Consider the following 25,298-nt stretch of genomic DNA (forward strand, 5'->3'; position numbering starts at 1 on the left):
AACGTTTCGCAACCCGGCGATCAGTTCCGCTGATCGCTGGGTCAAGCGAATTGGTGTGACATTGGAGGCGACGCTCTCTAAATCAAGCCGCTCTTAAAGCGCGTCGCGCTGAACGAATCCAGGCGACGCGCTTTAAGTCTTTTGTTGATGCATGTCGTTGTCCCAGAACCGCTGCGCACTCTGGGCGACATGCACGAGGAGCGGCGCATGGCAGCGGAAGCAATCTCTGAAGGCAGAACGAGCGGCGATTTCTGGGACGGCGTGCGGCTTTCAATGCCGGTGGTCGTCGCCTCCGCGCCATTCGCGATCCTGTTCGGCACGATCGCCGTCGACAACGGGTTTTCCGTCCTCGAAGCCTTCCTGATGAGCGCCATGATCTATGGCGGCGCCAGCCAGATGGTCGGCATCGAGCTGTTCGGCCAGCATGTCGCGCCATGGCTGATTGTGCTGTCGATCTTCGCGGTGAACTTTCGCCACGTGCTCTATTCGGCTGGCATCGGCAGGCGCATCGCGCATTGGCCGGTGCTGCAGCAGGCGCTCGGCTATTTCATCCTGACGGATCCGCAATTCGCCATCGCCGAGGCGAGGGCGGAGTCCGGCCGTCCCGTCGGCTTCGTCTGGTATCTGGGGCTCGGCCTGCCGGTCTATGTGTTCTGGGTGGTCGAAAGCGGATTGGGCGCGGTGTTCGGCAAGCTGATCCCGGACACGCATGCGCTGGGCATCGATTTCCTTTTGCCGATCTATTTCCTGGGCCTGGTGCTCGGCTTCCGCAAGCGGCCGCTCTGGGCGCCGGTCGTCGCCGCCAGCGCCCTCGCCTCGATCATCGCCTACAGAACTGTCGGCTCACCCTGGCATATCTCGATCGGCGCAGTCGCCGGCATCCTCCTGGCGGTGATCCTGCCGCCGCATCACAGCGGCGTGGGCAAGCGGCCATGAGCGCGACCTTCTGGATCATCCTGGCCGGCGCCGTTGCCACCTATCTGACCCGCGTCGGCGGCCACCTCGTCATCTCGCGCTTTGAGACCATCCATCCGCGCATCGAAGCTGGGCTCAACGCCGTGCCGGCCGCGGTGCTGACGACCTTGGTCGCGCCCGAGCTATTGCATGCCGGGCCCGCTGAGTGGGCGGCGCTGATCGTCACCGTGCTGGTGTCGCTGCGCGGCGGCCTGATGGCGATGTTCTTGGCCGGCGCGGCGGTGCTGATAATCGCGCGACAGTTTGTGGGGTAGGAACTCTGCCAGCGTGACCGTTTCGGATCGTCGGCGCCGCCCCTCATTGCCCTGCCCATCCTCCGCCGCAGCTGCGGAGGGTGGACCGGGCATTCTCCGCGTAAACGGCAGAAAGAAGCTTATCTCAGATCTTGGCGTCGTGAGGCAGCGGCGCGGTGGCTTTCTCCAGCCAGGCCAGCGTCTCGCCGTCGACCATCGGGCCGATCTCGGAGAGCACCCGGGCATGATAGCGGTCGAGCCACTGCAACTCGTCCCGGTGCAACAGATCGGTGCGGATGAGCCGCTTGTCGATCGGCGCCAGCGTCAGCGTCTCGAAGCCATGCATGGCGATGTCGCCGCCCTCGATCTGCTCCGCCGGCGTGACCAGGATCAGGTTCTCGATGCGGATGCCGTAGGCGCCTTCCTTGTAGTAGCCCGGTTCGTTGGACAGCATCATGCCGGCCAGCAGCTTTTCTGTGCCGGTGCGGGCGATGCGCTGCGGCCCTTCATGCACGGCGAGGTAGGAGCCGACGCCGTGGCCGGTGCCGTGGGCGAAGTCGCAGCCATGCTTCCATAGGGCCACGCGGGCAACGGCGTCGATTTCCGAACCGCGCGTGCCGGCGGGGAAACGCAGCGTCGAGATGCCGATCATGCCCTTCAGCACGAGGGTGAAGCGCTCGCGCATCTCCTCGCTCGGCTGGCCGATCGGCACGGTGCGGGTGATGTCGGTGGTGCCGTCCTGATACTGACCGCCGGAATCGAGCAGGAACAGCTCGCCGCTCTCAAGCTTGCGGCTGGTGGCGCGCGAGACGCGGTAGTGCATGATGGCGCCGTTCGGGCCGGCGCCGGAAATCGTGTCGAAGGAGACGTCGCGCAGCGGCATCTGCGTTTCCTCGCCGGTCTGCCGGCGCACCTCCTCAAGCTTGGTGACGACGGCGATTTCGTCCAGCGTGCCGGGCTTCTGGCGGTCGAGCCAGCACAGCAACTTGGCGACCGCGGCGCCGTCGCGGCGATGCGCGGCGCGGCTGCCGGCGATCTCGGCCTGGTTCTTGGTCGCGCGGGGGATACGCGCCGGGTCGGCCGCCAAGACGACCGTGCCGCCATTGTCCTCGACCAGCATGCGGAGCTTCTCCGCCGCCAGCACCGGATCGAGCGCGATCTTGGCGCCGTCCTTGGCTAGCGCGACGATGGCGGCTTCGAACTCGCCCGGATCATGCGGATCGGCAAGCTGGGTGAGATAGGCTACGACCTGGCGCGGGAATTTACGCTGGTCCATGAACAGCTGATGCTTGCTATCGGCGGCGAGGATGGCGAAGCCGAGCGCCAGGGGCGTATGCGGCACGTCGCCGCCACGGATGTTGAAGGCCCAGGCTATCGAGGAAGGATCGGTCAGCACCGCATGGGTGGCGCCGTCCTTTTCGATCGCGCCCGCCAGCCGCTTGAGCTTGTCCTTGGCGAGCTCGCCGGCAAGGTTTTGCGGATGGATCTCGACAGGCGCGCGCGGCGGGTCCGGCTGATCCGTCCAGATGATGTCGATGGGATTCCTGTCGAGCGGCACCAATGTCGCGCCGGATTGCTCGGCCGATGCCTTCAGCGCCTTGATCTCGCCGATCGTGTGCAGCCAGGGGTCGAAGCCGAGCCTTGCGCCCTTGCCGAGATTGTCCTTGATCCAGCTGGCCGGCGGATTGTCGACAAGGCTTTCGACGGTGAAGATCGACAGGTCCACCTCGCTCCGCACCTGCAGCGTGTAGCGGCCGTCGACGAAGATGAAGGCGCGGTCGCGCAGCACGATCGCGACGCCGGCCGAACCGGAAAAGCCGGTCAGCCACTTCAGCCGCGCCGAGCGGTCGGCGACATATTCGCCCTGGTGCTCGTCCGCGCGGGGAACAAGGAAGCCATCCAAACCATTCTCAGCCAGCCATTGCCGCAGCTGCGCCACACGCGGCTTACCGACGGCAGGATCACCAGCGGAATCAAAGGTCTGGAACATTTCTGGCCTCTCTTCGATGCTTGTTGCGAGCGTAGCGCATGACCCCGGAAATCGGAATCGATTTCGGCAGGGCCAGATCGGCTGGATGCAACCCGGCCTCAGCGCTTGAGGTGGATGGTCACCCAGCCCTCGCGATGCAAGGTGCGCACGTGGCGGAAGGCTTGGCCGACATAGGCCGAGATCACCGCGTCGCGCTGCCGGTCGAGGATGCCGGAGAGCACCAGCGAGCCGCCGAGACTGATGTGCTTGGCCATTTCGGGCGCGAGCCGCATCAGCGGCCGGGCCAGGATGTTGGCGACGATGAGGTCGAAAGGCGCGCGCCTGGCGAAGATCGGATGATGGAAGCCGGGCGCCGTCACCGTCTCGACCAGCGCCTTGACGTGGTTGAGGCGGGCATTGGCGGCGGCGACGCGGACGGCGACCGGATCGATGTCGGTCGCCAGCACCGGGATATGCGCGAGCTTGGCCAGCGCGATGGCGAGCACGGCGCTGCCGGTGCCGAGGTCGAGCGCGTTGCGCGGCCGTTCCCGCAGCACCACCTGCTCCAGAACTTCGAGGCAGCCGGCGGTGGTGCCGTGGTGCCCGGTGCCGAAGGCAAGGCCCGCCTCGATCTCGATGGCGAGGTCGCCACTGCGACGCTTGGCCCGATCGTGCGAGCCATGGACGAAGAAGCGTCCGGCGCGGACCGGCTTTAAGCCTTCCAGCGAGCGCGACACCCAGTCGACGTCGGGAAGGACCTCACGCTCGACAGGCTTCGGCAGGCCGAGACCGGCGAGGACATCCCTGACCCGGACCTCGACGGGATCGACGTCGCCATCGGCATAGAGCGACACTTCGTGGATATCTTTTTCCTCGTCGAGCTCCAGCACGGCGATCGGCAGGCCGTCCTCCTCGAAGGCGGCGTCCAGTGCGGCAAAGATGCGGTCGGCCTCGAGCTTGTTGGCGGTGAAGTGGAGCCTAGTCTGGCCCATCAGGTTTGCCCACCCGCAGCCAGCCGCTTCAGCTTGGCTATCGCAGTGTCGGCGCTCTCCCCATAGGCGATGGTGCCGGCGAAATCGCCCTTGGCGTTGAGCAGCAGCACCGAGGCCGTGTGGTCCATCGTGTAGTCGCCGTCGCCAGTGTCGACCTTCTTCCAATAGATGCCGAAGGCCTTGGCCATGGCATGCACCTTGTCCGGCTCGCCGGTGATGCCGGTGATCCGGTCGGAGAAGTTGCTGACATAGGTGTTCATCGTCTCCGGCGTGTCGCGTTCCGGATCGACGGTGACGAAATAGGCGTTGAGGTCCTTGCCGCTGTCGCCCATCGTCTTCAGCCAGCCGGCGAGCTCAAACAGTGTCGTCGGGCAGACTTCAGGGCAATGGGTGAAGCCGAAGAACACGACGCTGGGGTGTCCCCTGAAGGCGGCTTCGGTGATCGGCGCGCCTTTCTGGTCGACCAGCGTGAAGGGCGCGCCGAAGGGCTCGCCGCCATAGTGGCCCCGGTACCAGTCGAATGTCAGCCAGCCGATGCCCGCCGCCATCAGGACGAGAATGCCGACCAGGATTGAGCGCATCATCAGTGAATGTCCGTTGCTTTGGCTGGAAGCCAGTTCGGCGACAGTCTTAGCGGGTCGGCGCCGGGCGCGCAAAGATGTCGCGTTGCCGCAAGCCGCCGGGCGGGCCGATCGGCTTGCAAACGCCACGATCCTGTCCCACCTGACGTCGGCAAACTGAACCGAGGAGGCTTCCTTGCGAAAACTGATCGGCTTGTTCGCCGCCTGTCTTGCCCTGAGCGCCGGCGCGGCCATGGCTGACGAAGTGGGTAAAGTGGGTGTCGACTGGGTCGGCAACGACATCATGGTCGATGCGATCAAGGACCCGAAGGTCGACGGCGTCACCTGCCATGTCGCCTATTTCGACCGCAGCATCATCGACCGGCTGCATAAGGGCAACTGGTTCGAGGATCCTTCCGATTCCTCGATCTCCTGCCGCCAGACCGGGCCGATCACCATCGGCGACATCGACATGGGCGAGGGCGGCGAGGAGGTGTTCAAGCAGGGCCTCAGCCTGATCTGGAAAAAGCAGGTGGTGAACCGCATCTACGACAAGAAGAACGAGACGCTGATCTATCTGTCGCATTCGCGCCAGGTGCAGAACGGCTCGGCGAAGATGTCGGTCACGACCGTGCCGCTTTACGGCCAGAACGTGGTGTGGACCAAGGGCAAGCCGCAATAGGCGATAGGCTTGGCGGGGGCAGGCCGCGCTTGCGGGGCCGTCACCGCCGGCGTAAAGGCCTCTCATGGATCGTCCTGAAACCCTCGTCCTCAAGGATCCCGAGCCGCGCATCCATCCGACCGCGGAGCTGAAGGCATGCAAGCTCGGCCGCTATGCCTCGATCGGCGAGCGGGTGATCCTGCGCGAGGTGAGCGTCGGCGACTTTTCCTATTTCGAACGCCATTGCGAGGCGATCTACACGACGATCGGCAAGTTCTGCTCGATCGCTGCGAACAGCCGCATCAACGCGCTAGAGCATCCGATCGAGCGGCTGACACAGCACAAGGTCAGCTATCGGCCGAACGAGTATTTTCGCTGGCTGGGCGTCGACGCGGCTTTTCGCGCGCGACGGCAAGCGAAATCGGTCAGCATCGGCCATGATGTCTGGATCGGACACGGCGCGGTGATCATGCCGGGTGTCGCGATCGGCAACGGCGCGGTCATCGGCGCCAATGCGGTGGTGACACATGACGTCGCGCCCTACACGATCGTCGCAGGCGTTCCGGCAAAGCCGCTGCGCCGGCGGTTCTCGGCCACTGTCGCGGCGCGCATCGAAGCCCTCGCCTGGTGGGACTGGCCGCCCGAGAAACTGGCGAGCGCAATTCCGGACATGCAAATCATGCCGATCGAAGCCTTTCTCGATCGTTGGGAAGAAACGCTCACTGACACGGGCGGAACGCCGTCAAGCACATGACCGGCGCTGTCTGACCGGTCCCCTTCCACTCCCGGGAATCAAATGCCCCTTCCGCCATGCGGGGGTGGCGCGGCGGAAGGGGCTGGAGGTAAACCGCCGTGAAGCGGAAGGAACAGGCTTTCGGCCTGCACCGGCACTATTGCAAATAAACGGATAAGGTGTTTTTTCGCGAAACTGCGCTTTCTGCGTGTAGCCGATTGCGTGCACGTGTCGGCACAAATTCGATCCCGCGGAACCGGAGCGGGCGGCAGCTAGTTTCTTCGCAAATGCCAGCACATCCACGGTTCGAGGGACTTGCATGATCGAGAAGGTTTTCACGCGGATAGCTAACCAGGTGGCACATCTGGCGGGCCTGCCGCCCACCTTCGCCATCTGTGTGGCGATCGTGGTTGTATGGGCGTTGAGTGGACCGCTCTTCGGGTTCTCGGACACCTGGCAATTGGTCATCAACACCGGCACCACCATCATCACCTTTCTGATGGTGTTCCTGATCCAGAACACGCAAAATCGCGATGGCGCGGCGATCCAGGCCAAGCTGGACGAACTGATCAGGGTGAGCCGCGCCCATAACCATTTCATCGGAATCGAACACCTGACGGAGTCAGAGGTGGAGGAGATCCGCTCGAAATGCGAGGCGGCGGCAAAACGGCATGACAGCGAGATCGCCGAAAAGGCGGCCAAGAAGGCCGTCGCCGGAAAGAACGGCACCAGGCATGCGCCGAAGACCGCCGGCGCGGCCACAAAGAAGACCGCGGCCGGGAAGAACGCATCCAAGAAGAAAGCCGCGGCTTGACAGGGCCGTCAGCGGTTCATGAAGGCCGCGAAGGCATCCTTGTGATCGGGATGCCAACGCGACAGGGCAGGGCGGTTCTCGATGATGTCTCCCATCGCCCAGGCCATTCGCTTTTCGTCGATCGGCCGCGTCACTTCGTTGTCCGGGCAGAGTATGTAGAAGTCGTCCTCCATCAGCGATGTCAGCATGAAGTCGATCACCTGTTCGCCGGTCCAGGCGCCGGCGGGCTTTTCCGTCGCGCCTTCGGTCAGGCCGGTATAGGTGAAGCCCGGGATCAGCAGATGCGCCGACACCTTGGCTCCCGGCTCGTTGCGCAGCGCATGCGCCAGTCCTTCGGTAAAGGTCTTCACGCCGGCCTTGGAGACGTTGTAGGCGAGATTGCCGGGCGGCGTGGTGATGCCCTGCTTGGACCCGGTGTTGATGATCAGGCCCGGCTTTCCGGCGGCGAGCATGCGCGGCGCGAAGGCTTCGACGCCATGCACGACGCCCCAGAAATTGATGTCCAGCAGCCGCTTCCAGGCGTCGCGGTTCTCCCACGGCTTGCCCGGATTGTTGCCGACGCCGGCATTGTTCATCAGCACCGACACCGCACCGAAGGCACCGTAAGCGAGCTCCGCGAGCCGGTCGACCTCTTCCGCCCTGGAGACATCGGTCGGGATTGGGAGGACGGCATCCTCGCCGCCGATCGCGGCGACCGCCTGCTTCGCCTGGTCGAGGCGCATGCCGCCGATGTCGGCAAGCACCACCTTCATGCCCATTGCCACGAACCGTTTTGCGGCGGCAAGGCCGATGCCGCTGGCGCCGCCGGTGATGACGGCGACATTGCCGGAGGCGAAGGCGGGCAGGGCGGTCTGGATCTGGGCGTCGCTGGTCATGAGTTCCATCCTTGTTCGGGTCGGGCCGAACTTAACGCCAGGCGCCGCCGAGGCAAGGCCGGTTCGTCCGGTGATTACGGCGAAAGCCGCAACGGGTTGACCATCGCAGCGCACGCCGCGCATGTTGTCCCAAAAAGGAGTTCGGCATTTGACCGACTGGATCGGAATCCTGAAGGAGCAAACCGTCAACGGCGACCAGATGAGCCGCGAGGTGCCGAAGATGCTCGCCAATCCCGACATCAGCGAGACGCAGGTGAAGACGCTGTTTGCGGCGTTGGAGAAGCAGGCGGATTTCGCCGAGAAGCTAAGGCTGGCGCTGGAGAAATTCGGCCATGACTTTCCGATCATCAAGGCAGCCGAGAGGCTGGAGGAGCGCTATGCCGACCTTGCCGCCTCGGCGGCGGAAAAGCTGAAAACCATGCGGAAGTAAGCGTTATTTCTCGACCAACCGTTCGAAGCGCTTGTCCGGCACAAACCAGATGGTCGCTACAAGCACATAGATCGCCACGCTGATCCACTGGTTGAGGAAGCTGAGCAGGACTGCGGCGATATAGAGCGCCAGCGAGATCTTGCCTTTGTTGTCACGGCCGACGGCCTTGGCGAAGGTCGTGTCGGCGCCGTGCAGATGGCGCAGCTTCAGGACCAGGACGGTGTAGGCGACGGCGCAAAGCGCGAGGTCGATGCCATAGACGGCGACCGGTACGGGCGCGAAGTGGTTCTCTCCCATGAACGCGGTGGTCACCGGCATCAGCGACAGCCAGAACAAAAGGTTCAGGTTGGCCCACAGCACGCGTCCATCGACCCGCTGCACGGTGTGGAACATGTTGTGCAGGTTGTTCCAGTAGATGCCGACATTGATGAAGGACAGCACATAGCAGAAGAAGATCGGCCACAGCGGCAGAAGCGCTGAGAAATCTTCGCCATGCGGCACTTTCAGCTCCAGCACCATGATGGTGATGATGATGGCGACGACACCATCGGTGAATGCCTCGACCCGTCCCTTGCCCATGGTTCCTCCTCGTCGGCCGACAAAAGCTACGCGAGGATTTCGCACAAGACCATCCTGTCAGGATTGTCAGGAGGACATTCGGTGGCTGGAACAGCGCCATTATATAGGCGTTGGGCTTGCAACCCCCGGAGGTTGCCATGACCAGCTACGCTCAAACCATGACGCGTGACAATGAGCTTGGCGGCGGCGCCGCAATGGCCGTCGTCGCCGCCATGATCGCAGCGCTTTTTGCCGGCAGCACCGCGCTGACGCCGCTTTATGTGATCTACAAGCAGGCCTTCGGCTTCTCGCAGGTCACGCTGACGCTGGTTTACGCCGTCTATGTGGTCGGCAATCTGGCGGCGTTGCTGTTTTTCGGCCGCCTGTCGGATGTCGTCGGCCGCCGCCCCGCCGCGCTAGCGGCGATGGGCGTTGCCGTGGTCAGTGCGTTGTTTTTCCTCTTCGCCGAAAACCTCGCCTGGCTCGACATCGCCCGTATTCTCAGCGGGCTCGGCATCGGTGTCGGCGCGGGGGCGGGCACCGCCTGGCTGGCCGAGCTGATCGAGGGCAAGGACAAGTCACGCGCCGCCGTCATCGCCACCAGCACCAACTTTGTCGGTCTCGGGGCCGGCGCGCTCATGTCGGGGCTGCTCGCCCAATATGCGCCCTGGCCGCTCAGGCTGACATTCGCCGTCTATCTCGTCCTGCTTGCCTTCGTCACCCTGCTGATCTGGCGCACGCGGGAAACCGTCTCCAGGCCCGGACGGTTTTCCGAGGTCTCGCTGCGGCCGCGGCTTTCGGTGCCGGACAATATCCGCGCGCAATTCGTGGCGCCGGCGGTGACCGGTTTCGGCGCCATGGCGCTGGTCGGCTTCTACGCGGCGCTGGCGCCGAGCATCCTGGCGCAGCAGCTGCATGTGACCAATCATGCCGAGGCTGGCGGGCTTTTCTTCGAGCTGTCGATTGTGGCGGCCATCACCATCGTCGCCACCACATGGCTCTCCAGCCGCTCCACCATGCTTGCCGCGCTGGTGCTGATGATCCCGACCGTGGCGCTGATCGTGGCGGCGCAGGTCTATGCCTCGATGGTCCTGATGATCGTTGCGACGGCGGTCTGCGGCGTGGCGGCGGCGCTCGGCTATCGCGGCGGCCTGCAAGTGGTGAATCAGATCGCGCCGGCCGACCGCCGCGCCGAGGTGGTGTCGGCCTTCTTCATCTGTTGCTTCTGCGGCAACGCGCTGCCGGTGATCGGCATCGGCATCCTGTCGAGCCTGGCGAACGCAACCATCGCAAGCCTGGCCTTTGCCGGCATGATTGTCGTCTTCTCGCTGGTGGCGCTTGGCTTCGGCGCCAAATACGCGCGGTAGCGGATTTTCACGTTTCCTGTCGTCGCGGATTTTAGCCGTTCGGCGTCTCCGGCAGGAGCTGCGCGCGCTGGCGCGGCACGCCGAGGCCCGTGTCGGGCGGCTCGCCCGCGGCCGGCCGGTCCTCAATCATGTGCATCGTGCGCCAGTGGCCGAAGCGGTAATAGGCGGCGGCGAGCGCCAGCGAGGCGATCGAACCTGCCGGAAAGCTCCACCACAGAGCCTCCTGGCCGATGACGCTGCGCATGGAATAGGCAAAGCCGGTGCGAATGATCAACACCGAGATGATCAGGATGATCAGCGGCGGCATGACAGCGCCGGTGGCGCGCACCGTGGCGAACAGCACGATCGTGACGCCGAACAGGATGAACGACCAGGATGCCACCTTGTTGATGTGGGCGGCGATGTCGATCGCGGCGCTGTCGGTGCTGAGGAAGAGGCTGAGCACTGCGCGGTCGAAGACGAAAAGCAGCGCCACCAGCGCGCCGGTCAGCACCAGGTTAAAGCCGACGCCCGACGCCGCGACCCTGCCGATGCGGTCCCAGCGCCCGGCGCCGACATTCTGCGCCGCCATCGAGGAGACGGCGGCGCCGATCGCCAGAGCCGGCATCTGGATGTAGGTCCAGAGCTGCGCGGCGATGCCGTAAGCGGCGGCTACCTGGGAGCCGTAGGAATTGACGATGCCCATCACGGTCAATGCCGCCGCCGAGATGACGATCATCTGCAGCCCCATCGGAATGCCCTTGAAAACGACGATGCGCAGCAATTTCGGGTCGGGCCGCAGCAGCGAGAGATCGCTGCCCGCCAGCCGCAGCGGGTGTTTGCGCACATAAAGCACGATCAGGATGGCGATCACGCTCACCGTCTGGCCTATGAGCGTCGACGTTGCCGAACCGGCAATGCCGAGCTCGGGGAAGGGGCCGATGCCGCGGATCAGCAGCGGATTGAGCACGACGTCGAGCACGACCGCCAGCGCCATGAAGACGAACGGGGTTCGCGAGTCGCCGGCGCCGCGCAGCACGGTCATGACGAAGGATAAAAGGTTCATCATCGGCACGGCGACGAAGATGATGCGCAAATAGGCGCGCGCCAAAGGCAAGGCATCGGCCGGCGTGCCGAGCCCGGTCAGGATGGCGTCGATCCAAATCCAGCCGCAGACGGCGAACACGACCGAGACGAGGAAGAAGAAGGTGGCGCTGGTGCCGACGATGCGCTTCGCCTCGGGCAGGTCCCGGGCGCCGACCGATTGCGCTACCAGGATGGTTGCCGCCATGCCGATGCCGAAGACGGTGCCGAGGATGAGGAACAGCACCAGATTGGCGTTGGAGGTCGCCGTCAGCGCCGCCTCGCCGAGGAAGCGGCCGACCCAGACCGCGTTGATCGAGCCGTTGAGCGACTGCAGCACGTTGGAGCCCAGAACCGGCAGGGCGAACAAAAGCAGCGTGCGCGGAATTGGGCCGCTGGTCAGGTCGTGAGTCCGCCGGCGGGTGGGCTGTTTGTCATCCATGTTGTTATCCATGGTGGTGGGGCCGAAACTGAATCAGGCCCGCGATGCTATCGCAGGCCTGATGCTCATGCATCCCTTCAGAAAGGGGTCGGCTGCCGCGGCAGCCGACCGCATCCCATTACTGAGTGGTGTTTCCAGAAAGGCCGGGCAGGGTGACCTGATAGACCAGGAAGGTGGTGTCGACATCGGCGCCGTCCTCGGCCTTGTACGCAGCGCCGACCTGGAAGCCGTCCTGGGTGAGGAAGTCGTTGTCGTTGGCGACGAACAGGAAATAGTCGTCGGGCAGCTTCGGATCGAGCACCGGCGCCAGCGACATAGCCTCCCACTTCTCCGACAGGTTGTCCTTGTCGTTCGGCGCGCCATTGTGCAGGCCGAAACGGCCGAGCTCGCCCTTGTCGTTGATGTCGATGAACGAGGTGAGCTTGGCCGGCGTCACCGACGGGTCGAGCATGCCCTTCGGCGCGACCGGCTTGTCGGCGGCGTCGAACGGTCCGTTGGCGATATCGGTGGCGGCGGAGAGGTCGACGATCTCGATCTTGCGATAGAGCGACTCGTCGCCCTTAACGCCCTGGCCGTTGCCTGAGTCGCGCGCCAGCATCAGAAAGCTCTTGTCGGAGAGTGCGACGATCTCGCTCTGAGCGGCCACCTTGGTCTTGCCCTTGGCATCCTTGAACATCGGCAACGGCACGACATATTCATGCGCCAGCTTGAGGTGGGCGAGATCGGAAGCGTCGTAAACCAGCGCGCGGGTGTTCTGGCGGGTCGAGCCTGAATCGCCGCCGTCCTGGCGGGGCGCCGACTGCAGCACGGCGATCAGGAACCTGCCGTCTGGCGTCATCGACATGCCTTCGAGGCCCTGGTTGTTCTGGCGGCCGGTTTCGGGATCCTTCGGATCGGGCTCGGCAGCGCCCGGGCCCGGGTTGTCGGACGCGAAGTTCGGCTTGCCGTGGCGCATCGGCACCAGCGCCGCGGGCGGTTGGGTCGCCGACATCAGACGGCCTTCGGCCGAGAAGCGGTAGATGTTGGGACCATATTCGTCGGAGATGAACATCGTGCCGTCCGGCAGCCGCACGATCGCTTCGTCATCGAGCGCCAGCTTGCCATTGGCCTCAGGCAGCATCGGCATGTCGCCGGCGGCGCGCACGCCGTTCAACGGATCGAGGCCGGTGGCGTCGGCGCCCTTGTCGTCGGTCAGAAGCATCGTGTCGGCGAGCGTCGCCTTAACGCCCGACTGTTCCTGTCCGGCAGCGGGCGCCGCGCCGGGTGCTGTCGGCGCCAGCTCGATCGAGATGGTGTTGAGGCGCGGGCGATAATCGGTGGTTCCGACGACATTGTAGCCGCGGTCCGGCAGCAGCCAGAGCGAACCCCTGTAGGTGGCCCCTTCACGCGTCCAGGATTTGGTATCGATCGCCATGCCGGAACCTGAACCGAAGGTCTCGCCGAACTTGTCCTTCTGGTTGGCCGGGATGCGGCCGATGCCGACGAGCCCCTTGTTGACGTAAGCGACGCCGTCGGCGAGCGCCGGGGTCAGGGAAGTGAACAAGGCGAGTGCCGCGCCGAGCGCGACGGTCCGGTTGAGATGTTTCATCGATATCCCCTTCTTGACGAGCAGAGCGGCCTGGAAGGAACGCGCATCGGCGATGCGGCGAGCCGGTCCCGTCGAGCGGTCTAGGACGTGAACGTGATGGTTGCATGACAGTTTCCTTCTCCCCTTGTGGGAGAAGGTGGCCGAGCGAAGCTCGGTCGGATGAGGGGTGTTCCAGGGAATGCTAACGGCTCACTCCGCTGGATCACCCCTCAACCGTCTCGGCGCTGACGCGCCGATCCACCTTCTCCCACAAGGGGAGAAGGGAAAGCGCCTCCGCTCAATCGCTCTCTCTTGCGATCAGCTCCAGCGGCCAGACTTCGCGGATGATGCGTGTGCCCTCAGGGCCGGCGAATGCGGGAAGCGAAGCGAGCAGCATCTCGGCCAGCCGCCGGCCCATGGGCTCCAGCGACGGACGGAAGGCGGTCAGCGTCGGCGAAAAGTAGCGGCAGAGCGGCGTGTCGACGATGACGATCACGGCCATGTCATGGCCCGGCTTGATACCCATCTCGGCCAGCGCCTTGCAGCCGCCGAGCGCCATCGCGTCATTGTTGAAGATGATCGCCGTCGGCGGGTTTTTGGAGCGCATTACTTGCGGCGTCACCTGGTAGCCGCCGGTCTCGTTGATGAAGCCGTCGGCGATCAGGTCGGGGTCGACCTCGATACCGTGCCGCTTCAGCGCCTTGCGGTAGCCGTCGAGGAACAGGTAGCCGAAGTTGAGATCAAGCGAAGGCCGGATGGCGGCAATGCGGCGGTGGCCGCGCGCGACCAGCCGGTCGACGGCTTCATCACCCGCCCTCTCGAAATCGATATCGAGTGAAGGATACGTGTCGCCGCCGGACTGACTTCGGCCAAGCGTGGCGAAGGGAAAGCCGGCCTTGCTGAGATACTCGATCCGATCGTCTTCCCTTCGCGTATTGGCCAACACGACCGCGTCGGCCCGGCGCGTCTCGACCACGCGGCGCAACCGCTCCTGCTGATATTGGCCCGGCTCACCCATGACGACCATCAGATCCAGGTCATGCTCGGCGAGCCGCGCCTGCAGGCCCGTCAGGAACGGGATGAAGAACGGCTCGCCATATTGCTGGTCGCCGGGATGCGGCTGCAGCATGAAGGCGATCGAGCGGGTGGCGCCCTGGCGCAGGCTGCGGCCTGACTGATTGGGCGAATAGTTCAGCTTCCTGGCTGCTTCGAGCACACGCTGGCGTGTGTCGGCATTGACGTCGGCACGGCCGTTCAGCGCGCGCGACACGGTGCCGATCGAGATGTTCAGGTGACGCGCGAGATCGTGGATGCTGGACGCCAAGGACGGATTCTCCCCTTGCCTTGGCTAGCACCGGCTGCCGCTCAGGCCAAGGCTTCGGGGCGATTTTTGCAGGCAGCCGGTTGACATTCTACGCCATCGGGTGTGTTCTCGTAAACGTTTACGGAAAAACGTTTACGGTGACGCCGTGACGTCCGGTCTGGAGGGACCGGCGGAGGAGGAGCGCTGGATGATGAGGGTCGTCCTGGCCGGGTGCGGAGCGATGAGCAAGCACTGGCTCGATGCCGCGAAGCAGATCGACGGGCTCGCCATTGTCGGCCTCGTCGACCTCGATGCCGAGCGGGCCCAGGCGAGGGCGCGCGAATACGCGCTGTCCGACGCCGTCATCGGCACCAACCTCGACGCCGTCCTCGACCAGACCAAGCCCGATGCCGTGTTCGACGTCGTGGTTCCCGTCGCACGCCGCGCAGTCGCGCTTTCGGCCTTCGCGCACGACTGCCATCTGCTCACCGAGAAGCCACTGGCCGACAGCCCCGAGAATGCGCGCGCCATCGTCGAGGCAGCGCGCAAGGCGAGGCGCATCCACGCTGTCGTCCAGAACCGCCGCTATGTCGCCAATGTCAGGCGCATCAGGCGCTTCCTGGACTCCGGCGTCATCGGTAAACCGACCAGCATCCACGCCGACTTCTTCGTCGCGCCGCATTTCGGCGGTTTTCGCGAGGAGATGGCCCATGTGCTCTTGCTCGACATGGCGATCCACACGTTCGATGCCGCGCGTTACATGGTCGCCGGCGAGCCGGCCAGCGTCTATTGCCAGGAATGGGAACCCGTGAATTCCTGGTATCGGCAGGGGTCGTCGGCCAGCGCCGTCTTCGACCTCGGCGGCGGCAAGATCTTCACCTATGCCGGCTCCTGGTGCGCCGACGGTTTCCGCACGAGTTGGGAGGGAAGCTGGCGTATCGTCGCCGAGCGCGGCAGCCTCTTGTGGGATGGCCACGACGGGCTGAAGGCGGAGGTGATTGCGTCCGGCCGCGACGGGATCATCGACAAGACCCAGCCCATCGAAGTGCCGCCGCTCGATCTCGCCGACCGCGTCGACGGCCATCTCGGCATCATCCGGGATTTCATGCACGCGATCGAGACCGGCGCCGAGCCGGAGACGCGCGGCGCCGACAACATCAAAAGCCTGGCCATGGTCTTCGGCGCCATCGAGAGCGCGGAGAGCGGGCGGCGCGTGACAATCGCCAAGGAAGCACAATGACGGCAAACCCGCTTCTCGATATCAGGATCGGCACCATGGTGCGGGCCAATCTCGAAGATCCGGCCGCCTATGTCAGGCAAATCCTGCCGCTCGGCTTCGAGAGCATCCAGCCCTTCTTCTGGCAGACGCTCGGCGGCAAGGACCTGAAGCGCCTGGCGGGCGAGATCCGCGAGGCGATCGGCGATGCCGATGTGACCGTGTCCTCGATCGGGGTGTTCGGCAACCCGCTCGAGAATGGAGAGGTCGATCGCGGTGTGCTGGCGGCCTGGGAGACGGTGATCGATAATGCGCATCTGTTCGGCGCGGAGACGGTGAGCGGCTTCACCGGCCGCATCCGCGGCAAGAAGCTGACCGACAGCCTGCCGCGCTTCCGCGAGGTGTGGGGGCAGCTGGCCAAGCGTGCCGCCGATAAGGGCGTGCGCATCGCGTTCGAGAATTGCGCGATGGACGGCAACTGGGCGAGCGGCGATTGGAATATTGCCCACAATCCCGATGCCTGGGAGCTGATGTTCAACGAATTGCCAAACGACAATCTCGGGCTTGAATGGGAGCCCTGCCATCAGCTTGTCTACCTGATCGATCCGATCCCGCAGATCCGCAAATGGGCGCCGCGCATCTTCCACGTCCACGGCAAGGACGCGACGGTGCGCTGGGATGTCATCCGCGAACATGGCGTGTTCGGCCGCCTGCCTTTCGTGCAGATGCGCACGCCGGGTTTCGGCGACAGCGACTGGACGCGGGTGATCAGCGAGTTGCGGCTGGCCGGCTACAAGGGCGCCATCGACATCGAAGGCTGGCACGATCCGGTCTATCGCGGCGACCTCGAGATCACCGGACAGGCGCGCGCGCTCGACTATCTGAAGCAATGCCGGGGAGGGAACAGCTACGTGCCCAATCCGGCTTGAGGCCAGATTCGATGTGAGGATTGGCCGGCGGGAGGAGCCGGCCGACCGAGGACGCAGATCAATTCGAAACCCTCCATCGGGAGGGGTCTAAAAGGGAGGAACGTGCATGACGACCAGAAGGACTGCTCTGCGCTCGACCGTCGTGGCGGCTGCCACGGCGCTCTGCGCCTCGATCTCTGCCTTGCCGGCGCACGCGCTCGACGCGCAATGGTGCAAGGACGTACACATCCGCTTCTTCGTCGGCGGCGCCGAGGGCGACGCCTTCGGCACCATCGTCTATAATGGCGCCAAGCAGGCGGCGGCCGATCTCGGGCCGAAGGTCGACTACATCTTCTCGCAGTGGGACGTCGAGAAGATGGTGCAGCAATTGCGCGAGGCGGTCGCGGTCAAGCCGCAGGGCATCGCCATGATGGGCCATCCGGGCGACGCGGCGATCATGCCTTTGGCCGAGCAGGCGCATAAGGACGGCATCAAGATGATGTACCAGAACGTTCCGGTGCCGAAGGTGGTGGCGGCGTTCGGTGGCGGCTATGTCGGCGCGCAGCAGGAGCAGCAGGGCCGCGCGCTCGGTGTCGAGGCGTTCAAGCTCGGCAAGCTCAAGGCCGGCGACAAGGCGATCATGATCGGCCCGTTCGAGAATGAAAGCCGCGGCGCACGCGAGCGCGGCACGGTGGCGGCGCTGAAGGAGGCAGGCGTCGAGGTGATCCAGCTTTCGTCGCCGCCGAGCGGTGAATGGGCGTCGGATCCCAACCTCGCCATTCCGGTGATCACCGCGGCTCTGCTCAACCACCCCGACGTCAAGGCGGTCGGCTACCCCGGCGGCCAGATGCTCGGCAATGTCGCCACCTATATGCAGGCGGCGGGCCGCAAGCCCGGCGACATCTTCAACTTCGGCTTCGACACCAGTCCGCAGATCGTCGAAGGCTTCAAGGGTGGCTGGGTGCAACTGACGGCCGACCAGCAGCCGTTCCTCCAGGGCTACCTGCCGATTCTCAGCCTCTGCCAGCAGGTGGTGCTGGGGCTGGCGCCGATGAATGTCGACACCGGCGCCGGCTTCGTCACGCCGCAGAACTATGAGATCGTCTCAGAGCTCGCCAAGCAGGCGTTGCGCTGACCTCCCAGGCAGCCGGCCGGGCTTGCCCCGGCCGGCTGGACCGCGGGCGACGAGGCCGCCGAACAGACATTGCAAGCGAGGATCGCATGGGCGAACGCATCATCGAACTACGCGACATCAAGAAATCCTACGGCCAGGTCTATGCGCTGGGCGGGGTCAACCTCAGCGTCGACCGCGGCGAGGTGGTCGGCCTGATTGGTGACAACGGCGCCGGTAAGTCGACGCTGATCAAGATCCTGTCCGGCGTGGTCAAGCCGACCAGCGGCGAGATCCTGGTGCGCGACAAGCCGGTCACCGGGTGGAGCGCGGCGCGCTCGCGCGACGCCGGCATCGAGACGGTGTTCCAGGACCGCGCGCTGGCCGTGCAGCAGACGATCGTGCGCAACATCTTCATGGGCCGCGAACTGACCAGCTTCATGGGCTGGCTGAAGGTCGACAAGGAGATCGAGGAGGCGAGCAGGCTGATGCGCGAGATCGGCTTCACCTCGAAGGTGTTCACGCCGCACTCGATCGTCGGCCAGCTTTCCGGCGGCGAACGCCAGGGCGTGGCGATCGCACGCGCCATCTACAAGCAGGCGGAACTGATCATCCTCGACGAGCCGACCACGGCCCTGTCGCTGACCGAGACCGCCAAGGTCTTCCATTTCGTGCGCCAGGTGCGGGCGAGCGGCCGCTCGATCCTGTTCATCGGGCACAACATCCACCATGTCTTCGACATCGCCGACCGCTTCGTCGTGCTCGACCGCGGCAAGGTGGCGCTCGCGGCCGACCGCAACGAGGTCAAGTCGGCAGAAGACCTCATCAACTTCATGGAAGACGTAGCACACCCCGGCGGATTGCCGGGACTGCACGAAGGCGCGGAGCAGGGAGCGCAATGAGTAACGCGATGGAACCCGATCTGCAAACTCCTCTGGGAAGAACAGGCGGCCAGGTAGCCAGGAAGCCAGCCAAGGAATGGAGCCATCCGTCCAATCACTGGCTGCGCGGCTTCGTCATCGACAATCGCGCATCGCTGGGCACACTTGCCGTGTTCATCGTCATGATGGCGGTGTTCATCATCGCCAACCCGACCGTCTTCACCACCTGGTATCTCTACAGCTCGGTGCTGACGACGCTTCCCGTGGCGCTATTCGTGGTGGTGCCGCTGGTCTTCGTCGTCACCTGCGGCGAGATCGACCTGTCATTTCCGGCGACAATGGGCTTTGCCTCCTGGGTCTTCGCGCTGGTGGTGCAGGCCGGCTACGATCCGTTTATCGGCATCGCGGCGGCGCTCGTCACCGGCACGCTGCTCGGCTTCCTGGTCGGCTCGCTGGTCGTCTATGGCGGCCTGTCGTCGCTGATCGCCACGCTCGGCATGAACTTCCTGCTGCGCGGCCTGATCCAGATCATCAACGAAGGCAGGTCGACGGCGCTGACCGGCCTTGCCGACAGCTCGGCCTACAAGATCTTCTCCAGCCAGGTCTGGGGCATCCCGGTGCAGATATTCTGGGCGATCGCCTTCGTGGTGTTCTCGGCGCTGCTCTACAACCGGCATCGTTTCGGCGCGCAGGTGAAAGTGGTCGGCGACAATCCCGACAGCGCAAGACAGATGGGCATCGACGTCAAATGGGTCCGGGTGAAGGTGTTTGTCTTCGTCGGCATCGGCGCGGCGATCGCCGGCACCTTCTCGGTGATGATCAATTTCACCTGGTGGCCGACGGCAGGCGACGGCTATCTGCTGCCCGTGCTGGCTTCGGTGTTCGTCGGCGGCACGCCGACCTGGGGCGGCATCGGCACCGTGGTCGGCGGCGCGATCGGCGCAGTTACGGTGTCGTTCATCCAGACCGGCGTGGTGGCGGCGGGCCTGAGCGGCTTTTACGTGCAGTTCTTCAACGGGCTGATCATCATCCTGTCGCTGCTCGGCCATAAGTGGAACCAAGCAAGGTATAGGTGAGGAGGCCGGTCACACCGGTGCGACAAACCCGTCCAGCACGCGTTTCTGGCCGGCCTTGTCGAAGTCGATGGTGAGCTTGTTGCCGTCGATCGCGGCGATGTTGCCATTGCCGAATTTCTGGTGGAAGACGCGGTCGCCGACATTGAAGGCGGATGGCGTGTCGGCGACGGATTTGGCGACCAGCTCGCCCTCGATGGTGCGGCCTTTCACGCTGGTGCGGCCGGCGCCATAGCCTGAATCGGTCTCGCCATAGCCGATACGCTCGACCTGGTGGCCGGAGCGCGTGCCCCAGTTGCGGTCGGTCGCCTCGGTGCGGTTCGCCTGCGCGCGCTGCCAGCCGGGCGTCGCATAGGTGTTGGAGAAGCTGCCCTGGTCCTTGGCGCCGATATTGTCGAAGCGCGAGGCGCCGTAGGGGTTCTGTCGTCCGCCGCCGCGGCCGGAAGCAAACGAGCCGCCGCCATAGGGGTTGCCGTAGCCGCCGTAGCTGTTGCCGCTGTCGGCGATATCGATATGGGTTTCGGGCAATTCGTCGACGAAGCGCGACGGGATCGTCGATTGCCACAGGCCGTGAATCTGGCGGTTGGAGACGAACCAGATATGCAGGTTCTTTTTCGCCCGCGTCAGGCCGACATAGGCGAGCCGGCGCTCTTCCTCGAGGCCGGAGCGTCCGCCTTCGTCCAGCGCGCGCTGGTGCGGGAACAGGCCTTCCTCCCAACCAGGCAGGAACACGGTCTCGAATTCGAGGCCCTTGGCAGAATGCAGCGTCATGATCGAGACCGCATCTTGCGACTCGCCCTGCTCGGCCTCCATCACCAGCGCGACATGCTCGAGGAAGGAACGCAGCGATTCATACTCCTCCATGGAGCGGATCAGCTCTTTGAGGTTTTCCAGCCGCCCGGGCGAATCCGCCGAACGGTCGTTCTTCCACATGTCGGTGTAGCCGCTCTCCTCCAGGATGGTCTCGGCGAGCTCGGTGTGCGGGGTGGTTTCCAGCGCCTTCTGCCAGCGCTCGAAATTGGCTGCGACCTCGCGCAGCGCCGCACGCGGCTTCGGCTTCAGCTCGTCGCTTTCGGCAAGCGTCGCGGCGGCCTCCAGCATCGGGATGCGCATGGCGCGGGCCGTGTCGTGGATCTGACGGATGGTGGCTTCGCCGAGCCCGCGCTTCGGCACGTTGACGATGCGCTCGAAGGCGAGGTCGTCGCCGCTATTGGCGACGACCCGGAAGAAGGCCAATGCATCGCGGATTTCCAGGCGCTCGTAGAAGCGCGGGCCGCCGATGACGCGGTAGTTCAAGCCGAGCGTGATGAAACGGTCTTCGAAGGCGCGCATCTGGAAGGAGGCGCGCACCAGGATCGCCATGTCGTTGAGATTATGCTTCTGGCGCTGGTAGGCCTCGATGGCGTCGCCGATGGCGCGGGCCTCTTCCTCCGAGTCCCAGGCGGCGTGGACGTGAACCTTGTCGTCCTCGGGGTCGTCGCGGTCGGTGAACAGCGTCTTGCCGAAGCGGCCCTCATTGTGGGCGATGAGGTGCGAGGCCGCGCCCAGAATATGCGCGGTGGACCGGTAGTTGCGCTCCAGCCGGATGATGGTGGCGCCCGGAAAATCCTTGTCGAAGCGCAGGATGTTGTCGACCTCGGCGCCGCGCCAGCCATAGATCGACTGATCGTCGTCGCCGACGCAGCAGATGTTGACTTTGTTCTCGCTCACGGCCGAGCGCTCGCTTCGCTCGCTGGCCTCCGCGGGGGCGGCCTGGCCGGCCGACGCCCGGTCGGGCTTGCGGCCTTCGGCCGATGGGCTGCGCCCAGAATTGGGCCTCTGCGCCAGGAGCCGCAGCCACATGTATTGCGCGGTGTTGGTGTCCTGGTACTCGTCGACGAGGATGTATTTGAACTTGCGGTGGTAGTCCTTCAGCACGTCCGGATAGGCGCGGAAGATGCGGATCGGGTGATAGAGCAGGTCGCCGAAGTCGCAGGAATTCAGCGTCTGCAGCCGTTCCTGGTAGGCCTTGTAGAGCTGGCGGCCCTTGCCATTGCCGAAGCTGCGCGCATCGCCTTCCGCTATTTCGTCCGGGCCAAGGCCCTTGTTCTTCCAGTTGTCGAGCATCTGGGCGAAGGTCTTGGCCGGCCAGCGCTTGTCGTCCAGCCCTTCGGCCTGGATCAACTGCTTGATCAGCCGCACCACGTCGTCGGTGTCGAGAATGGTGAAATCCGATTTCAGCCCGGCCAGCTCGGCGTGGCGGCGAAGCAGCTTCACGCCGATCGAGTGGAAGGTGCCGAGCCAAGGCATGCCCTCGACATTGCCTTCGCCGATCAGGATGCCGATGCGCTGCTTCATCTCGCGCGCGGCCTTGTTGGTGAAGGTGACGGCCAGGATCTGCGAGGGGAAGGCCCTGCCGGTGGCAAGGATGTGAGCGATGCGCGTGGTGAGCACCCGCGTCTTGCCGGTGCCCGCGCCGGCCAGCACCAGAACCGGGCCCTCGGTCGTTTCGACGGCGAGGCGCTGCTCCGGGTTCAGGCCCTTGAGATAATCGGGCACGCCGTTCTGGCCGCTGCGGGCGGCCATGGCGCGCGCGGCTATGCCGGATGGAGCCGCTGCCGGCCGCGCATTCGGTTCATCGAAAAAAGGCATGTCTTCGGAAAAGCCCGACATCGCTCCCGAATGTAGTGATTCGGCAGCGAAAGACCAGAACTGTCTACGTTTTGTTCTAGTTTCGCGTGTCTGCCCCCAACTTGACAGCCGGAGCGAGCGAGGGAAAGCTGCCGGCAGGGCAGGGACGGCGCGCCGTCGCCTCAGAGCGGCCGCAAAGGCGCAACAGTCGAAGGAGCACCGTCTTGGCTGTCACCATCACCTCCCTCGTCCTCTTCCTCATCGGTCTCATTCTCGGCGGCGGCGGCATCTGGCTCATCGCGCTGGGCGGCAGTTGGTACTACCTGATCGCCGGCCTGATCTTCCTGATCACCGCCTGGCTGTTGTTCAGGCGCCGGTCGACCTCGCTCTGGCTCTACGCGCTGTTCGTGCTTGCCACTTTATGCTGGGCGGTGTGGGAAATCGGCTTCGACTGGTGGCAGCTCGGCCCGCGCGGCGGCGTCATCGTGCTGATCGCCTTGTGGCTTTTGACGCCGTGGGCAAGGCGGGGGCTGCGGGGGCCGGACGGACGCGCGCCGCTGATCCTGGCCGTGCTCGCCTCGCTCGCGGTCGCCGGTTATTCGATGACCGCCGATCCCATGGATATCGGCGGTACGCTGGGCACCGAAAAGGCGGCGACGGCCGCCAATCTCGGCGGCGACATGCCGGCCGGCGAGTGGCAGTTCTACGGCCGCACGCCCTTCGGCCAGCGCTATTCGCCGCTCGACCAGATCACGCCGGACAACGTCGCCAAGCTGCAGCCGGCCTGGACCTATCGCACCGGCGACGTGAAAGGCCCCGACGATATCGGCGAGACGACCTATCAGGTGACGCCGCTGAAGATCGGCGATGCGCTGTTCATTTGCACGCCGCATAATTTCGCCATCGCCATCGATGCCGCGAGCGGCAAGGAGAAGTGGCGCTACGATCCGAAGATCAAGCTCGACCCCAACCGCCAGCACCAGACCTGCCGCGGCGTGTCCTATTATGCCGATGCCAAGATCGCCGCCGGCCAGCCTTGCGCCGCGCGCATCTATCTGCCGACCTCCGACGCCCGGCTGATCGCGCTCGATGCCGCGAACGGGCAGGTGTGTCCGTCCTTCGCCGAGGCCGGCACGCTGAACCTCATGGCCAACATGCCCTATCCGAAGTCGGGCTATTATTATTCGACGTCGGCGCCACTGATCGTCGCCGGCAAGATCATCGTCGGCGGCGCGGTCAACGACAATTATTCGACCGAGGAACCGTCCGGCGTCATCCGCGCCTTCGACGCCGGCACCGGCGCGCTCCTATGGAATTGGGATTCCGGCAATCCGGACGTGACGACGCCGCTGCCCGCCGGGCAAACCTACACCCACAACTCGCCCAACATGTGGTCGACGGCGAGCGCCGACGAGAAGCTGGGACTGCTCTACGTTCCGCTCGGCAATCAGACGCCGGACCAGCTCGGCATGGGCCGCAGCGCCAATGTCGAGAAATTCTCCTCCTCGATCACCGCGCTCGATCTCAACACCGGGCAATTGCGCTGGGTCCGGCAGACCGTGCATCACGATCTGTGGGACATGGACGTGCCGGCGCAGCCGTCGCTGGTCGACATCACCACGGCGAGCGGCGTCGTGCCGGCGCTGGTCGGGCCGACCAAGCAGGGCGATCTCTACGTGCTCGACCGGCGCACCGGCGAGCCGATCATTCCGGTGAAAGACGTGCCGGCGCCCGGCGGCGCGGTCGAGGGCGATCATGCCTCGCCGACGCAGCCGGCCTCGGACCTGTCCTTCAATCCCAAGCCGCTGACCGGTGCCGATATGTGGGGCATCACCATGTTCGACCAGCTGGCGTGCCGGATCGAATTGAAGAAGCTGCGCTATGAGGGACGCTACACGCCGCCTTCGCTGCAGGGCTCGCTGATCTATCCCGGCAATTTCGGCGTCTTCAACTGGGGCGGCGTCGCGGTCGATCCGGTGCGGCAGGTGATGTTCGGCATGCCGACCTACCTCGCCTTCACCTCGAAGCTCATCCCGCGCGCGGATGTGCCGCCGCCGGGCGACACCAAGGGCAGCGAGCAGGGGCTGAACCGCAATGAAGGCGCGCCTTACGCGGTGGTGATGGGACCGTTCCTGTCGCCGCTCGGCATTCCCTGCCAGGCGCCGCCCTGGGGCTATGTCGCCGGCGTCGACCTCAAGACGGGAAACATCGCCTACAAGCACCGCAACGGCACTGTCTACGACATGACGCCGCTGCCTTTGCCGCTCAAGGTCGGCGTTCCCGGCATCGGCGGGCCGATGATCACGGCGGGCGGCGTCGCTTTCCTAGGCGCCGCGGTGGACGACTATCTGCGCGCCTACGACCTCACCACCGGCAGGCAGCTCTGGCGGGCGAGGCTGCCGGCGGGCGGCCAGTCGACGCCGATGACCTATACGGTGGCCGACGGCCGCCAGTTCGTCGTCATCGTCGCCGGTGGCCACGGCTCGGTCGGCACCAAGCCGGGCGATTATGTGATGGCCTACACGCTGCCGAAATAGGACAGGGCGAGGCCGGCCTGCTACGAAAGCAAGAAGCCGGCCAGCAGGACGGTCAGGAGAAGCGACGCGGGTACGGCGAGAAGCCAACGAGCCTCCAGGACACTGTTCCGATAGTCTTTCATTTTCTCGCTCCAACCTTTTAAGACGGCTCCAGCGCGTAACCCGCCAGCGCTGGAGCCTCTGCTTTGTGCTCAACCGCTGTAGCGGGAGCTTCCGGCAGTGGGTCAACGGAGGGTCGGTTGGTTCGTTCCTGGCGCAAGTCCCCAGTCGGGCTATCGGTTCCGACTGAAGTCGCACATCACAAGCATTGGTCCCAAGGACGAAACATATAGCCCACTATCTCATTGTGTCCCCGACTGGCGGACATGAGTCCCTTCATCGCCAGTTTATGGATGCCCGTCACCCCCAGGATGGCGGGCAT

22 protein-coding genes are annotated in these 25,298 nt (G+C 64.8%); 13 read left to right on the forward strand and 9 right to left on the reverse strand.

Going from position 1 to position 25,298, the window contains the following annotated elements:
* The first annotated feature begins 207 nt into the window (after positions 1-207).
* Positions 208-936: an AzlC family ABC transporter permease gene (locus LB520_RS00315; RefSeq protein ID WP_224636003.1), complete on the forward strand. Its 729-nt coding sequence runs from the start codon at positions 208-210 to the stop codon at positions 934-936.
* The gene (locus LB520_RS00320) at positions 933-1,229 is read left to right on the forward strand and encodes an AzlD family protein (RefSeq protein WP_224636004.1); all 297 of its coding nucleotides are present in this window, start codon (positions 933-935) and stop codon (positions 1,227-1,229) included. The genes LB520_RS00315 and LB520_RS00320 overlap by 4 nt, the downstream gene beginning before the upstream one ends.
* Before the next feature lie 124 nt (positions 1,230-1,353).
* Here the strand turns inward: LB520_RS00320 and LB520_RS00325 are convergent, their stop codons facing one another.
* The 3 genes from LB520_RS00325 to LB520_RS00335 form a co-directional block, all read right to left on the reverse strand.
* A complete protein-coding gene (locus tag LB520_RS00325) occupies positions 1,354-3,198 on the reverse strand; it encodes an aminopeptidase P family protein (protein ID WP_224636005.1) in 1,845 nt (614 codons plus the stop codon).
* 98 nt (positions 3,199-3,296) lie between these two features.
* A complete protein-coding gene (locus tag LB520_RS00330; RefSeq protein ID WP_140839744.1) occupies positions 3,297-4,169 on the reverse strand; it encodes a 50S ribosomal protein L11 methyltransferase in 873 nt (290 codons plus the stop codon).
* A complete protein-coding gene (locus tag LB520_RS00335) occupies positions 4,169-4,753 on the reverse strand; it encodes an SCO family protein (protein WP_224636006.1) in 585 nt (194 codons plus the stop codon). The genes LB520_RS00330 and LB520_RS00335 overlap by 1 nt, the downstream gene beginning before the upstream one ends.
* Positions 4,754-4,982: 229 nt before the next feature.
* On the opposite strand from LB520_RS00335, the gene LB520_RS00340 reads away from it, so the two are divergent.
* The 3 genes from LB520_RS00340 (at position 4,983) to LB520_RS00350 (ending at position 6,937) form a co-directional block, all read left to right on the forward strand.
* Positions 4,983-5,411, forward strand: coding sequence for a CreA family protein (locus LB520_RS00340; protein ID WP_224600994.1), 429 nt, complete (start codon positions 4,983-4,985; stop codon positions 5,409-5,411).
* Between the two features lie 64 nt (positions 5,412-5,475).
* Positions 5,476-6,144: a DapH/DapD/GlmU-related protein gene (locus LB520_RS00345; protein ID WP_224636008.1), complete on the forward strand. Its 669-nt coding sequence runs from the start codon at positions 5,476-5,478 to the stop codon at positions 6,142-6,144.
* 298 nt (positions 6,145-6,442) lie between these two features.
* The gene (locus LB520_RS00350; protein WP_224522895.1) at positions 6,443-6,937 is read left to right on the forward strand and encodes a low affinity iron permease family protein; all 495 of its coding nucleotides are present in this window, start codon (positions 6,443-6,445) and stop codon (positions 6,935-6,937) included.
* Between the two features lie 8 nt (positions 6,938-6,945).
* Here the strand turns inward: LB520_RS00350 and LB520_RS00355 are convergent, their stop codons facing one another.
* Positions 6,946-7,812: an SDR family NAD(P)-dependent oxidoreductase gene (locus LB520_RS00355; RefSeq protein WP_224626217.1), complete on the reverse strand. Its 867-nt coding sequence runs from the start codon at positions 7,810-7,812 to the stop codon at positions 6,946-6,948.
* A gap of 148 nt (positions 7,813-7,960) precedes the next feature.
* On the opposite strand from LB520_RS00355, the gene LB520_RS00360 reads away from it, so the two are divergent.
* The gene (locus tag LB520_RS00360; protein ID WP_140626825.1) at positions 7,961-8,242 is read left to right on the forward strand and encodes a hypothetical protein; all 282 of its coding nucleotides are present in this window, start codon (positions 7,961-7,963) and stop codon (positions 8,240-8,242) included.
* A 3-nt stretch (positions 8,243-8,245) separates the two neighbouring features.
* On the opposite strand, the gene LB520_RS00365 is transcribed toward LB520_RS00360, so the two are convergent.
* Positions 8,246-8,821, reverse strand: a complete 576-nt coding sequence (locus LB520_RS00365; RefSeq protein WP_224636009.1) for a TMEM175 family protein — start codon at positions 8,819-8,821, stop codon at positions 8,246-8,248.
* Positions 8,822-8,958: 137 nt separating this feature from the next.
* Between LB520_RS00365 and LB520_RS00370 the strand changes: the two genes are divergently transcribed.
* A complete protein-coding gene (locus LB520_RS00370) occupies positions 8,959-10,167 on the forward strand; it encodes an MFS transporter (RefSeq protein WP_224636010.1) in 1,209 nt (402 codons plus the stop codon).
* 31 nt (positions 10,168-10,198) lie between these two features.
* Here the strand turns inward: LB520_RS00370 and LB520_RS00375 are convergent, their stop codons facing one another.
* The 3 genes from LB520_RS00375 to LB520_RS00385 all read right to left on the reverse strand — a co-directional run bounded on the left by LB520_RS00375 (position 10,199) and on the right by LB520_RS00385 (position 14,562).
* Positions 10,199-11,671: an MATE family efflux transporter gene (locus tag LB520_RS00375; protein WP_224636011.1), complete on the reverse strand. Its 1,473-nt coding sequence runs from the start codon at positions 11,669-11,671 to the stop codon at positions 10,199-10,201.
* 118 nt (positions 11,672-11,789) lie between these two features.
* Complete coding sequence (locus LB520_RS00380; protein WP_224636012.1) at positions 11,790-13,259, reverse strand: esterase-like activity of phytase family protein; 1,470 nt, start codon at positions 13,257-13,259, stop codon at positions 11,790-11,792.
* 277 nt (positions 13,260-13,536) lie between these two features.
* The gene (locus LB520_RS00385) at positions 13,537-14,562 is read right to left on the reverse strand and encodes a LacI family DNA-binding transcriptional regulator (protein WP_224600810.1); all 1,026 of its coding nucleotides are present in this window, start codon (positions 14,560-14,562) and stop codon (positions 13,537-13,539) included.
* A 187-nt stretch (positions 14,563-14,749) separates the two neighbouring features.
* Here LB520_RS00385 and LB520_RS00390 point away from each other — a divergent pair, with 187 nt between their 5' ends.
* From LB520_RS00390 to LB520_RS00410, 5 genes are all read left to right on the forward strand, one after another.
* Positions 14,750-15,781, forward strand: coding sequence for a Gfo/Idh/MocA family protein (locus LB520_RS00390; RefSeq protein ID WP_224636014.1), 1,032 nt, complete (start codon positions 14,750-14,752; stop codon positions 15,779-15,781).
* Positions 15,778-16,686 carry a sugar phosphate isomerase/epimerase family protein gene (locus LB520_RS00395; RefSeq protein WP_224636015.1) on the forward strand — a complete coding sequence of 303 codons (909 nt, stop codon included), beginning with the start codon at positions 15,778-15,780 and terminating at the stop codon, positions 16,684-16,686. Before LB520_RS00390 ends, LB520_RS00395 begins: the two co-directional genes overlap by 4 nt.
* 106 nt (positions 16,687-16,792) lie before the next feature.
* Positions 16,793-17,800 carry a substrate-binding domain-containing protein gene (locus LB520_RS00400; RefSeq protein ID WP_224636016.1) on the forward strand — a complete coding sequence of 336 codons (1,008 nt, stop codon included), beginning with the start codon at positions 16,793-16,795 and terminating at the stop codon, positions 17,798-17,800.
* Between the two features lie 86 nt (positions 17,801-17,886).
* Positions 17,887-18,678, forward strand: coding sequence for an ATP-binding cassette domain-containing protein (locus tag LB520_RS00405; protein ID WP_140839769.1), 792 nt, complete (start codon positions 17,887-17,889; stop codon positions 18,676-18,678).
* The gene (locus LB520_RS00410; RefSeq protein WP_224636017.1) at positions 18,675-19,733 is read left to right on the forward strand and encodes an ABC transporter permease; all 1,059 of its coding nucleotides are present in this window, start codon (positions 18,675-18,677) and stop codon (positions 19,731-19,733) included. Before LB520_RS00405 ends, LB520_RS00410 begins: the two co-directional genes overlap by 4 nt.
* A gap of 9 nt (positions 19,734-19,742) precedes the next feature.
* On the opposite strand, the gene LB520_RS00415 is transcribed toward LB520_RS00410, so the two are convergent.
* On the reverse strand, positions 19,743-22,382 hold the full coding sequence (locus LB520_RS00415; RefSeq protein ID WP_224636018.1) for an ATP-dependent helicase: 2,640 nt from the start codon (positions 22,380-22,382) through the stop codon (positions 19,743-19,745).
* Between the two features lie 182 nt (positions 22,383-22,564).
* Between LB520_RS00415 and LB520_RS00420 the strand changes: the two genes are divergently transcribed.
* A complete protein-coding gene (locus LB520_RS00420; RefSeq protein WP_224636019.1) occupies positions 22,565-24,877 on the forward strand; it encodes a glucose/quinate/shikimate family membrane-bound PQQ-dependent dehydrogenase in 2,313 nt (770 codons plus the stop codon).
* Positions 24,878-25,298: the final 421 nt, after the last annotated feature.

The sequence above is a fragment of the Mesorhizobium sp. CA12 genome, assembly GCF_020165255.1.
In the GTDB taxonomy this organism is placed as follows: Bacteria; Pseudomonadota; Alphaproteobacteria; order Rhizobiales; family Rhizobiaceae; genus Mesorhizobium.